Source organism: Brotaphodocola sp. (assembly GCF_050873365.1).
Lineage (GTDB): Bacteria > Bacillota > Clostridia > Lachnospirales > Lachnospiraceae > Brotaphodocola.
Genome location: NZ_JBNMIQ010000048.1, coordinates 1 through 11,828, shown reverse-complemented (window position 1 = coordinate 11,828; position 11,828 = coordinate 1). Strand labels below are relative to the sequence as shown.

At 47.9% G+C, this 11,828-nt stretch carries 11 protein-coding genes; 9 read left to right on the top strand and 2 right to left on the bottom strand.

Annotated features, from left to right (window positions below):
* On the top strand, nt 1–594 hold a 594-nt coding region (locus ACR0QT_RS14065), incomplete at its 5' end, for an RNA-guided endonuclease TnpB family protein (protein WP_432631325.1).
* A gap of 29 nt (nt 595–623) precedes the next feature.
* On the opposite strand, the gene ACR0QT_RS14060 is transcribed toward ACR0QT_RS14065, so the two are convergent.
* On the bottom strand, nt 624–1,265 hold the full coding sequence (locus ACR0QT_RS14060) for a hypothetical protein (RefSeq protein WP_432631324.1): 642 nt from the start codon (nt 1,263–1,265) through the stop codon (nt 624–626).
* 74 nt (nt 1,266–1,339) lie between these two features.
* On the bottom strand, nt 1,340–2,299 hold the full coding sequence (locus ACR0QT_RS14055; protein ID WP_432631323.1) for a CPBP family intramembrane glutamic endopeptidase: 960 nt from the start codon (nt 2,297–2,299) through the stop codon (nt 1,340–1,342).
* A gap of 186 nt (nt 2,300–2,485) precedes the next feature.
* Between ACR0QT_RS14055 and ACR0QT_RS14050 the strand changes: the two genes are divergently transcribed.
* From ACR0QT_RS14050 to ACR0QT_RS14015, 8 genes are all read left to right on the top strand, one after another.
* The gene (locus tag ACR0QT_RS14050; protein WP_432631322.1) at nt 2,486–2,647 is read left to right on the top strand and encodes a hypothetical protein; all 162 of its coding nucleotides are present in this window, start codon (nt 2,486–2,488) and stop codon (nt 2,645–2,647) included.
* A gap of 495 nt (nt 2,648–3,142) precedes the next feature.
* Nucleotides 3,143–4,768 carry an ABC transporter substrate-binding protein gene (locus ACR0QT_RS14045; protein WP_432631321.1) on the top strand — a complete coding sequence of 542 codons (1,626 nt, stop codon included), beginning with the start codon at nt 3,143–3,145 and terminating at the stop codon, nt 4,766–4,768.
* Nucleotides 4,769–4,859: 91 nt separating this feature from the next.
* Nucleotides 4,860–5,792 carry an ABC transporter permease gene (locus ACR0QT_RS14040; protein WP_432631320.1) on the top strand — a complete coding sequence of 311 codons (933 nt, stop codon included), beginning with the start codon at nt 4,860–4,862 and terminating at the stop codon, nt 5,790–5,792.
* 3 nt (nt 5,793–5,795) lie between these two features.
* Nucleotides 5,796–6,713 (top strand): ABC transporter permease, encoded by a 918-nt coding sequence (locus ACR0QT_RS14035; protein WP_432631319.1) that lies wholly within the window; start codon nt 5,796–5,798, stop codon nt 6,711–6,713.
* A 13-nt stretch (nt 6,714–6,726) separates the two neighbouring features.
* Nucleotides 6,727–7,713 carry an ABC transporter ATP-binding protein gene (locus ACR0QT_RS14030; protein WP_432631318.1) on the top strand — a complete coding sequence of 329 codons (987 nt, stop codon included), beginning with the start codon at nt 6,727–6,729 and terminating at the stop codon, nt 7,711–7,713.
* Complete coding sequence (locus tag ACR0QT_RS14025; RefSeq protein WP_432631317.1) at nt 7,713–8,708, top strand: ABC transporter ATP-binding protein; 996 nt, start codon at nt 7,713–7,715, stop codon at nt 8,706–8,708. Before ACR0QT_RS14030 ends, ACR0QT_RS14025 begins: the two co-directional genes overlap by 1 nt.
* Before the next feature lie 181 nt (nt 8,709–8,889).
* Nucleotides 8,890–9,975 carry a mandelate racemase/muconate lactonizing enzyme family protein gene (locus ACR0QT_RS14020; RefSeq protein ID WP_432631316.1) on the top strand — a complete coding sequence of 362 codons (1,086 nt, stop codon included), beginning with the start codon at nt 8,890–8,892 and terminating at the stop codon, nt 9,973–9,975.
* On the top strand, nt 9,972–11,375 hold the full coding sequence (locus ACR0QT_RS14015) for a serine hydrolase domain-containing protein (RefSeq protein ID WP_432631315.1): 1,404 nt from the start codon (nt 9,972–9,974) through the stop codon (nt 11,373–11,375). The genes ACR0QT_RS14020 and ACR0QT_RS14015 overlap by 4 nt, the downstream gene beginning before the upstream one ends.
* The last annotated feature ends 453 nt before the right edge of the window (nt 11,376–11,828 follow it).

Sequence of the window (11,828 nt, the reverse complement as noted above, 5' to 3'; positions counted from 1 at the left end):
ATTGGTCTGGATTATGCGTCAAATGGTCTGTATGTGGATCACAATGGTCAGATTGGAAGTAATCACAAATATTATAGAGAAAGTCAGAAGAAACTTGCAAAAGAACAGAGAAAACTTTCTCGAAAAGTGGGTTCTAAAAAGGATGAAGCAAAATCGAAGAATTATTTGAAACAATTGAAAAAGGTCAATAATATTCACAGACATATTGCCAATCAGCGTCTCGATCATTTACACAAGAAATCAACTGAGATAGCCAATCAGTATGATGTTGTATGTGTAGAAAGTTTGAAGATGAGAGCAATGTCGAACAGAGGCTTTGGAAACGGAAAGGCGACGCTTGATAATGGATATGGAATGTTTCTTTCGATGCTTGAGTATAAATTATCCGATCGCAAGAAATATTTTGTGAAAGTAGATAAATGGTATCCAAGTTCTCAGATTTGTCATTGCTGTGGATATCAAAATCCGCTTTTGAAAGATCTGAGAGTTCGAGAATGGAATTGTCCAAACTGTAATCATCATCATAAGAGGGATATCAATGCTGCAATCAATATTCGAAAGGAAGGCTTACGAATCTTAAAAGGAAGCGCATAAACGATAAATGGGACATAGTAGGGATGGAATCAGCCCGAACTTAACGCCTGTGGACATTGTGTAAGACGTTTGGTGTATTTTGCTACATCGAACGCAGTAGTGGTTGAAGCAGGAAGCTCCGACTTCTTTAAGTCGGGGTAATTCACAAATGCATTCTCATTTGTATTATCATCAATCAGGGCATAATCGCGGATGGAGAGATCAAGCGGAGTCACCGAAGGAATGAAAAAACCGGCGTCCATCCGGTGAAAGGCACATCCGAGATAGAGGTAGAGAAATTTGGCGGAGGCATAGGAGATTCGGCATTTCGTCCGATCGATGAAGGCGCGGATCACCTCGTTTGCCCGCTTGAGCCCGGAGTCTGCCTTGACGAGAAAATAGCTTGCGAGGAGCGTCTGGAGCGGGTTATTTGCCCGTCTGAGCGTTGGCATGAAGTTGGAGTCGAGTTCGAGACATTTGGAGAGCAGATCGGTGACGAGAATCCGAAAACGTCTCTCAGATCCGAGAACACGGATTCCTCTGCGCGGAAGCACCTCCGTGTAAAGCTCGTACTGGCTAAGCCACTCGGAGAATGCTTGACTGTCCTTTTTCTTTGTGCCGGGGCTTAGATAGAGTGTCTGGTATAAATGCGCCATATTCAGCGAAAAATTCAGGAAGGCGTAGATTGCCATGACATGAAGGCGCTCCTGACGCGAAGTCTTGTGATCGGAATTTTATGATTGTCTTGTTATAATCATTAGGAGCTTTATGATCCGCTGATCCAGGAGATCACAAAGCTGATTCCCGTCATGATCAGAAAGAACCAGACGCCCGGAGCTTTTAAGATCACATCGACAATAGGCTCCTCAAGTGCAACCCATCTGGGGAACCACTTTAATTTCCTTATTGAAATGCAGAAAATTACAATCGCAATGATCATGCAGGCGAGGGCGACTGCACCGAAAAAGATCGAAATCAGCAGGGAGAGAAATCCACTCACCGCCGTGCTGTCTGCGAGAAAGATCGGAACGACTCCGCCCACAAAATTGATGATCATGTGAAGCGCGATGTTGTAGCGAATCCGTCCGGTACTGCTGTACAGATAGGCGAAGACCATTCCGAGCATCGTGGCATAGAAAAACTGGAAGCAGTTTCCATGGAAGAGCCCGAAGCTGAGACCGGAGAGGATCACAGCCGTCTTCTGACCAAACGGGGCGAGGCGATCGACGAGGTATTTGCGAAACATCAATTCCTCCATGACCGGAGCGATCAATACGGTGGAGACAAAGACGACACTGAGGTGCATTCCTGTGATCAGCTCATCCAGGGGATTTTCCTGCACGGTTCCGCTCAAGCTTCCGGCGATCGCCATCAGATATTGCCCGATCAGGTTGCCGATGTAGGTCATGCCGAGGCAGAAGATGAGGAGAACGGCAAAATCGCTTGCCGGGATCGTCTTTTTGTCAGTCTTCGTCCATGATGGAATCCGGTTCATCTTCCACACAAAGAAGGGAAAAGCAATTCCGTACATGATAAACAGGGAGAGAAGCATGGAGGCATCCGTCCCAAACAGAAATGAGGGATCAAGGATTCCTGAGGTTGCAAGGGCAAAGGAGAGCACTCGGATCAAAAATGTGAGAATCAGAGAAGCCACCCGGTTTACAATTAAAAAGAGGACATAAGCCCATGCAATCTGAGAGAGTTGTTTTTTTGCGTTGAGATTCATTGTATAATGGATTCACCCTTTCTTTTTTTCTTTTGTTTCGATGTTTATTTGAATTTGAATATGATGTTTTTATCTGTGTTTCTATTTTTTTTATCGGTGTTGTATCTCATTATTGTTTCTTATTGTTTCATAACTGGAATGGATTGTCAAGTGCAGAGCGATCACCGTTCACAGGAGAAGGTGAACGTGGATGAATGTGAATTTCACCAAAAAGTCTGGATTGATTTTGGCAAAAATCCCGATGAAGTGGCTAAATTTTTGTCAAAGATCCGGGGCGAGCCGGAAAAAAAGAGCGAAAAAATGGGCACGAAAATAAGGATAGAAACCAGAAATAAAAGATACAAATAAAAAAATGACGAGAAAAAAATAAAAAAACTGCACAGGAAGAGCAAAAAATACTAAAAAGTATAAAATTAAAATGAAATTGTTCTTGACAAAATACAGACAGAAGAGTATAGTGACAATTGGCTTTTATGATGTATACTGGAATTTGTGAAACAGAAGTTATTGCCAGCTAAGATGAACACGAGTGATTGAGAGAAAAGTGAACAGGTGATATCGACCGTTTACCGGTTTGACACGAGACGTATACTCAGGGAGGAGTAGCCTTTAGGGGACGTCTCGTTTTTTTTAGAACATATATACAGAGGAAAGAGATTTCAGAGTCTGTATGCTCTAAAAAAGAGAAGATCTGAACAGCATTTTCATGAAGAGCCGTCAGGAACACGCGCAGTTCCAACGGCTTTTTGTATGTCAGCGTGAACTTCGATTGGGAGGACGAAGGGACACAAAAGATTCAGCAGACTTGAAAAGCAAAGATTACAAAGAGAGGAAGTAAAGCAAATGAAAAAGACATTGGCAGGAATCGCTCTTGGCTGTGTACTTGCAGTTTCTCTGACTGCATGTGGCGGATCTAAGAGCACCGAGACAACTGCCGCAGATGCTTCTGCTGAGACAAGTGCAACAGCAGAGAGTTCTGCCGCAGAAACCACAACGGATGGTTCTGGAAAGATTGTAAGAGTTGCAGCCGTAGATCCGCAGGTAGCGCTGGATCCGCAGCAGTACACTTACAGCATCGTTATGAAGATCATAGATAACATCACGGAGTCCCTGCTGACCACGACGGAGAACGGTCTGGAGCCGACCCTGTTAGCTTCCATGCCGACAATCTCTGATGATCAGATGACTTACAGCTTCGAGCTTCTTCCGGATGTGAAGTTCCACAACGGTGAGACTCTGAAGGCTTCTGACGTAAAGTATTCTTACGAGCGTCTGGTTAAGATGGCAAAGATGGCAACCTTGCTGGAGAACGTGGTAGGTTATGATGAGCTGAGCGCTGGTACCGCAGACGAGCTGTCCGGCATCGAGGTTCAGGATGATACCCACTTCACGATTCAGCTGAAGAAGCCGTATGCTCCGTTCCTTTCTGTTCTGTCTACCGCTTACTGCGCAATCTATCCGCAGGATGCTTGCGAGGAGGCAGGAGATAACTGGGGTATGAGCGTTCTGTACGGTACTGGCCCGTTCAAGATGGACAGCTATCAGACCGGCGTTGGTGTAACTCTTTCCCGTTTTGAGGATTATCATGATGACGGCGTAAAGCTGGATGGTCTTGATTACAAGTTCATCGAGGATGTAAACACTCAGGTTCTTGAGTACCAGAAGGGCAATGTAGACTATGTTGATGTAGACCCGTCCATCTACCCGGTATACTCCAGCAACCCGGATCTGAAGGATCAGATGCATGGCTTCCAGCCGACCGGATGCTACAGCCTGACTGTAAACTCCAAGACCTTCCCGGATGCAAAGGTAAGAGAGGCAATCGCTCTTTCCATCGACCGTAAGTCCATCTGCGACAGCATTCTGCATGGCACCGCTACGGTTCCGACCTCCTACATCCCGGCTGGAATCATCGGACATGATGATAGCCTTCCGGAGTTCGAGTACAATCCGGAGCAGGCAAAACAGCTCCTTGCTGAGGCAGGATATCCGGATGGTATTGATCTGCGTGTAACTGTAAACACCAAGTATCAGGGTAACGTTGCAATCGCAACTGCATTCCAGCAGCAGGCAAAGGCAGCAGGCATCAACGTAGAGGTTGAGCAGGTTGACTCCGCAGCATGGTCTGATATGAAGAAGAGCGGTGGCGTTGATTGTGGTATTGCTAACTGGTATGTTGATTACGCAGATCCGGAGAGCATGCTGTATCCGATGACCAAGACCGATACCAACTCCAGCTTCTGGCACAACGATGAGTTCGACCAGTTACTTGAGGATGGTATTGCAACCACCGATGATGCAGAGCGTCAGGAGATTTACGCAAAGGCAGAGCACATCATGACCAGAGAAGATTGGGCAACCACTCCTCTGTACAATGAGACCAAGTTCTACCTGCTGAACCCGAAGATCAGCGGATTCCAGATGGATTCTACCTTCCGTATGTTCTGGAAGAACGCAGATATTCAGTAGTCATTTGCGCAAACTTATACAAATGTTCTGAGAAGAGGGAGGCTGTGCGCGTTTTACAGCCTTCCTTTCTCACTATTATAGGAGAAAATCAATGCTTTCATACACGGCAAAACGCCTGGTACAGACAATCTTTGTTCTGGTAGGCATCAGTCTGATTACATTCGTCCTGCTTCAGGTGGTTCCGGGTGATCCGGTTGCTCTGATGCTGGAGAAGCGTGCAGATCCGGAGACGATCGCAAAAGTTCGTCATGAGTTGGGGTTAGATCTGCCTTATTATGTACAGTATCTCAATTTTATCAAGGGTGCGGTTCATCTTGATTTTGGAACTTCTTATTTTACCAAAGAGGTTGTAACGGACGCGCTTATGCGTTGCTTTAAGGTAACAGTAAAGCTGGCTTGCATGTCCTTTGTATTTGCTGCAATTATCGGAATTCCGTGCGGTATCTTCGCTGCTGTAAAGCGTGGAAAAGGAATCGATACCGTTGTTATGGTACTTGCAATCATCGGTGTATCTGCACCGGCATTCTGGGTAGCAATCATTCTTCAGATTATTTTCGGATTAAAGTTGAATATTCTGCCGATCTCCGGATTTGATTCCGTTTCGGCTTATATCCTGCCGAGTATCGCGCTTGGTGCTCGTTATGCAGGAAATATGGCACGAATCACTCGTACCAGTATGTTGGAGGTTCTTGGACAGGATTACATCCGTACCGCAAAGGCAAAGGGTGTAAAGCGTTGGGCGGTTATCTTAAAGCATGCGCTCAAGAATGCGATGATTCCGATCGTAACGCTTGTCGGAACCGACTTCGGTTACATGCTGACTGGTTCCATGCTGATTGAGAAGGTATTCTCCATCCCGGGTATCGGTAAACTTGCCGTAGATGCAATGTCAAACCGAGATCTGCCACTTCTTGAGGGAACGGTTATGTACATCGCCTTCGTCTTCGTTGTGGTAAATCTGCTTGTGGATGTTTCTTACGCATTTCTGGATCCGCGGATCCGTTACGGGAAAGGAGCGGCCTAAGAGATGGCAAAGAAAGTATTTGGATTTTTTAACAAACAGAAACAGTTCGAACAGGATGTCATGGAAAATGGCATGCAGTACTCGAGCTTTTACGGCGACAGCCTTCGTCGCTTAAAGAAGAACAAGATGGCAATGTTCTGTGCAGGTCTTCTGATTCTTCTGGTACTGATGGCAATCTTTGCACCGCTGATTGCTCCGTATGATCCGACGTTCCAGGATTACAGTGCCGTTTTAGCAGCACCGAGTATGGCACATCCGTTTGGAACGGACGAGTTCGGTCGTGACATTCTCTCGAGAATCATTTACGGTTCCCGCGTTTCGATCAGCATCGGTATCGTCGCTCAGGTCATCGCTTCGATCGTGGGTGTCACCCTCGGTTCTTTAGCTGGTTACTACGGCGGTTGGATTGACAACACGATCTCCCGTATCATGGAGATCTTCCAGGCATTCCCGGATCTGATCTTTGCAATGGCAATCATGACCTTCCTCGGAAAAGGCGTGCTCAACCTCTTCATCGCACTCGGTCTTCTGACCTGGGTTCGTACCGCTCGTATGATCCGTGGTTCGGTTATGCAGTTGAAGGAGAAGGAGTACATCGAGGCGAGCCGTGCCTGCGGAGCTTCTACTTACTGGATCATCATGAAGGGACTCGTTCCGAACTGCCTGTCCACGATCATCGTTCTCGTAACGCTCGGTATCCCGAACGCAATCATGTACGAGGCATCCTTGAGCTTCCTTGGAATCGGTATTCAGCCTCCGACTCCGTCCTGGGGCAACATGATCAGTGCGGCACAGACGTTCATCAGCTACCGCCCGGTATACAGCATTATGCCAGGTGTGGCAATCATGATCACGGTTATCGCATTCAATATCTTCGGCGATGGTCTGAGAGATGCGCTTGACCCGAAGTTAAAGAACTAAGGAGGTGTGTGAAATGGCAGAGAAAATTTTACAGGTAAAAAATCTGAAGACCTATTTCCACACGCAGGCCGGTCTGGTAAAGGCTGTCAACGATGTGTCCTTTGATGTGGAAAAGGGAAAAACCCTTGGAATCGTAGGAGAGTCCGGTTGCGGAAAGAGTATCACATCCCTCTCGATCATGGGTCTGGTGGAGAAGCCGGGAAAGATCGAGGGCGGAGAGATCCTCTTTGAGGGCGAAGACCTCTTACATAAGACGGAAGATCAGATGCGTCAGATCCGCGGTAAGCAGATCGCGATGATTTTCCAGGAGCCGATGACCTCTCTGAACCCGGTTTACACGATCGGAGAGCAGATCACAGAGGCTCTGCTTCTTCATGAAAATATGACGAAGCGTCAGGCGAGAGAGCGCGGAATCGAGATGCTCAAACTCGTTAAGATCCCGCTTCCGGAGCGCCGTTTCGACGAGTATCCGCACCAGCTCTCCGGTGGTATGCGTCAGCGTGTCATGATCGCAATGGCACTTTGTTGTAACCCGGAAATGCTGATCTGTGATGAGCCGACGACCGCACTTGATGTGACGATTCAGGCGCAGATCCTCGATCTGATCAACGAGCTGAAAAATGAGACTGGTACGTCTGTCATGATGATCACCCACGACCTCGGCGTTATCGCAGAGGTTGCCGATGATGTCATGGTTATGTATGCCGGCAAGGTGGTTGAGCATGCGACCTGTGACCAGATCTTTGAGAAGCCGATGCATCCGTACACCGATGGTCTGATGAAGTGCATCCCGAAGCTCGATGACGATGACACGAAGGAACTGAGCGTGATCAAGGGCATGGTTCCGAGCTTTGATGATATGCCAAAGGGCTGTGCATTCTGTCCGAGATGTCCGCAGGCGCGTGAGATCTGTAAGCAGAAGATGCCGGAGCTTGTGGAGGCAGAAGGACGCAAGGTTCGTTGCTTTAAGTATACAAAAGAATGGGAGGAGAACGTCTGATGAGCGAAGCAAATGACAAGACCCCTCTGTTAGAGGTCAAAAATCTGCGAAAATTGTTCCCGGCGAGATCGTCCTTTTTCGCAAAAGAAAAGTCCTGGATCAAGGCAGTTGATGATGTGTCCTTCACCTTAAATCCGAGAGAAACTCTTGGAGTCGTAGGTGAGTCCGGATGTGGAAAGTCGACGATGGGTCGTTCGGTTCTGCGTCTGATTGAGCCGACTTCCGGTCAGATCCTTTACAAGGGCAAAGATTTCGGAAAAGCTTCCGGTCAGGAACTGAGAAAAATGCGTGCAGACATGCAGATCATTTTCCAGGACCCGTATGCATCCCTGAACCCGAGAATGACGGTCGGCGAGGTGATCGCGGAGCCGTTAAACATCCAGAAGCGCTACAAGACCGCTGAGGAGACCCGCGCTCAGGTGCTCAAGGTCATGGAGGTCGTAGGTCTGAACCCGAAGTATTACAACCGTTACCCGCACGAGTTCTCCGGTGGTCAGCGTCAGAGAATCGGTATCGCGCGCGCAATCGTGCTCGGTCCGTCCCTCGTTGTCTGCGATGAGCCGGTATCGGCACTTGATGTTTCGATCCAGTCTCAGGTGCTGAACCTGCTGAGAGAGTTGCAGAACTCGATGGGAATGGCATACATCTTCATCTCCCATAACTTGAGTGTTATCAAGCACATCTCTGACCGTGTCATGGTTATGTACCTCGGTCATGTTGTGGAGATGGCGGATAAGAAGGAACTCTTTGCAAATCCGTCCCATCCGTATACGCAGGCTCTTCTGTCTGCAATCCCGATGCCGGAGCGCCATTCCACGAGAAAGAAGATCATTCTTCAGGGCGATCTTCCGAGCCCGGCAAACCCGCCGGCAGGCTGTATCTTCCACACGCGTTGCTTTATGGCAAAGGACATCTGCTCCACGCAGAAGCCGGAGCTTCGCGATCTCGGAAATGGTCATATGTGTGCCTGCCATTTCTGCGATGGTTGCAAGTAAAACCTGTTGTACATCATGTACTTAATAAAATTGTGTTAATACTTAATACTTAAATATCTGTAATCAAGGTGTGTTTGGCATCTGCTCTTTTGGGGCAGGGTGTCAAACACGCTTTGGTTTAGAAAATAAAACTTTGATTAAAAAAAATAAAAAAGAAACATGTGAAAGGAAGCGTAGTGTCATGAAAATCACGGATATCAAGATTTACAAGATGCAGGTGCCGCTTGTGCGCCCGTTCCGCATTTCTCTCGGTCTGATCACACATGCGGTCAGCTGTCTGGTTGAGGTGGAAACAGATGAAGGAATCACCGGATATGGAGAGGGTTCTCCGGGACCGTTCATCACCGGTGAGAATCTTGAGGGCACGATTGCAACGATCGAGCGCATCAAGGAGAAGCTGATCGGCGTTGATCCGAGAGATATGGAGAAGGTATATGCTGTGATGAACCGTGCAGTCGCTTACTGTGGAACGGCAAAGGCAGCGATCGATATTGCCTGCCACGACATCATCGGAAAGAGCGCAAATCTTCCGCTTTACAAGGTTCTCGGCGGTATGTCCGGTGAAATCGAGACCGATATGACAGTCGGCATTGACGATCCGCAGGTGATGGCAGAGCGTGCGAGAGAGCATGTGAAGGCTGGATTCAATGTGATCAAGACAAAAGTCGGAACGGATTTTGCAACCGATCTTGCGAGAGTTCGCGCAATCCGTGAGGCTGTCGGCGATGACGTGAAGATCCGTCTGGATGCAAACCAGGGCTGGAATGCAAAAGAGGCGGTTGATCTGATTGCCCGCTTAAATGAGTATGACATTGAGCTGGTAGAACAGCCGGTTCCGAGATTTGATTTCGAGGGACTCAAGTTTGTCACGGCTCACAGCAGTGTGCCGATCATGGCAGATGAGAGCTGTTGGGATTCCAAGGATGCTCTGCGCCTTGTATCTGAGCGTGCAGTGGACTACATCAACATCAAGCTGATGAAGTGTGGCGGTATCTACGAGGCAAAGAAGATTGTCGCAATCTCTGAGGCAGCTGGTGTCGAATGTATGCTCGGATGTATGGCAGAGGAGAGCGGTATCGGTATCACCGCAGCAGCTTCCCTCGGCGCAGGAATGAAGAATATCACCCGTGCAGATCTGGACGCAACGTTCTCCTTGAAGGCACTGCCGTTTGAGGGTGGATTTGATGTCAAGGATACGAGACATCTCGTCCTGTCTTCTGAGGCTGGTCTTGGAATCCGTAGCCTGAAAAAGGAGATGTTCTCATGAACCGTATGACAGAAGAAGGAAAGAAGCAGTTAGAGGCGCTTGTCGCTCAGGTGATGGAGGATTGCAGTGCGCGTGGCGTTGCAGTCGGCATCGTAAATGCAAAGGGAGAGATCCAGTACGAGCAGTATTTCGGTTATCGAGATGAGGAGAACAAGCTCCCGATCAACCGTGACACGATCTTTGGTATGGCATCTGTGACGAAGTCTTTCACGGCTCTCTCAATCATGCAGATGCAGATGGATGGAATTCTCTCGGTGGATGATCCGGTTTCTAAATATATTCCGGAGTTCACAAACAAGAATCAGGATCAGCCGGTGAAGCTGTGGCATCTGATGTGCCATAGTGGTGGTTATTTCCCGCTTCCGCGTATCGTTGTGGACAAGACGGCTCAGGCGATGGGAATCGAGGATACGCTTGAGAAGGAGCTGATTTACCGCAAGGACTTTGCTGATGAGGGAATCCGCCTTGTCGCAGAGCGTCTTGACAACCAGACTCGTTTTACAGGACGTCCGGGTCAGCGTATGAGCTACTGCAATGATGGTTTCGGACTGCTGTCTGACATTGTGCGCCGTCACTCTGATTGCGATTCGTTTGCAGAGTATCTCGACAAGCATGTCTTAAAGCCGATCGGCATGGACAGAAGTAACACGAGCTTTATCCGCAATACATTGGATGAGAATGCAGCGGTTCTGTACTCTTTTGAAAATGGAGAGTGGAGAGCAGACCGCGATTACCAGAATGATGCGTTCGTGCTTCACGGTGGCGGAGCGATGAAGTCCACGCTGGGCGACATGATGAAGTATGCGGTGATGTACTTAAATGAAGGCGTTGCAGGAAACGGAAACCGCATTGTGGATCGCTATTCCGTTCAGGAGATGGAGAAGCCGAGACAGTTCATGAAGCCGGGTGTCTACTACGGATATGGTCTTGAGACAAAGCAGGTTGGAGACCGCGCTGTCTATGAGCATGGCGGAAGTCTGCCGGGAGTTTCTTCCAATTTCTCATTCTGCCCGCAGGAGGAAGTCGGCATTGTGGTTCTGTGCAATACGATGGATGTGTCTGTGGCTGCGATTGCAGATGGAGCACTTCGCGCATACTGTGGTCTTGAGGTTTCTGAGGAGCGCCAAGAGCACGGAAAGCGTGAGTGGAGCGAGGAAGAGCGCAGAGAGCTTGCCGGAACGTATGTGTCTGGAGAGGGCGATGCGTTTGAACTCAAGGATGAGAATGGAAGCCTGACGATGCTTGTCAATGGAAAGGCAGTGGAGCTTCAGGCGGTTTATCCGTATCAGGGAATGGTTCGCAAGAAATATTCCGATATTTACCTGACTGCGATTCGTGATGAGGAAGGTCATGTGTTTGCGGGACGTTACGGAAGCAGAATCTTCCCGAAGAATATTTAAGTTTAAGTAGTTGAAGGTGATTTCGAAATTTTGAAATTTTGAAATTTTGAGATTTTGAGATTTCGAGTTACCTGTTGAGCTTTTTAGGGAATTATTTTGGGCGCTCCATCGACTGAGTAGATCCATGCGAACACGCTCTCGCTCCGGGTTTCGGCGTAGCGGTGCATAAGGTCGCAAAATACGCGACCTAAACACCGACGCCTCAACACGGGTTCGCATTGGATACTCTCAGCGATGGAGCGCATCTAGTTTCAAGGCTCCTCTGTGTAAAACCTGCAAGCTGAGATGCCCCCATAAATTTAGACTTTTTTCGATATTTAGAGTAAGTTTTTGTTTTTACAGTTGAATTGAGTTCTCACCTATGCTATAATTCTAGTTATTCAGTTATTCAGTTATTCAGTTATTCAGTTATTCAGTTATTCAGTTATTCAGTTATTCAGTTATTCAGTTATT

Excerpts from the sequence above, each read along its gene's own strand:
- ACR0QT_RS14025 (WP_432631317.1), top strand. The coding sequence starts at position 7,713 with ATGAGCGAAGCAAATGACAAGACCCCTCTGTTAGAGGTCAAAAATCTG.
- ACR0QT_RS14015 (WP_432631315.1), top strand. The coding sequence starts at position 9,972 with ATGAACCGTATGACAGAAGAAGGAAAGAAGCAGTTAGAGGCGCTTGTC.
- ACR0QT_RS14030 (WP_432631318.1), top strand. The coding sequence starts at position 6,727 with ATGGCAGAGAAAATTTTACAGGTAAAAAATCTGAAGACCTATTTCCAC.
- ACR0QT_RS14045 (WP_432631321.1), top strand. The coding sequence starts at position 3,143 with ATGAAAAAGACATTGGCAGGAATCGCTCTTGGCTGTGTACTTGCAGTT.
- ACR0QT_RS14060 (WP_432631324.1), bottom strand. The coding sequence starts at position 1,265 with ATGGCAATCTACGCCTTCCTGAATTTTTCGCTGAATATGGCGCATTTA.
- ACR0QT_RS14055 (WP_432631323.1), bottom strand. The coding sequence starts at position 2,299 with ATGAATCTCAACGCAAAAAAACAACTCTCTCAGATTGCATGGGCTTAT.
- ACR0QT_RS14035 (WP_432631319.1), top strand. The coding sequence starts at position 5,796 with ATGGCAAAGAAAGTATTTGGATTTTTTAACAAACAGAAACAGTTCGAA.
- ACR0QT_RS14020 (WP_432631316.1), top strand. The coding sequence starts at position 8,890 with ATGAAAATCACGGATATCAAGATTTACAAGATGCAGGTGCCGCTTGTG.
- ACR0QT_RS14040 (WP_432631320.1), top strand. The coding sequence starts at position 4,860 with ATGCTTTCATACACGGCAAAACGCCTGGTACAGACAATCTTTGTTCTG.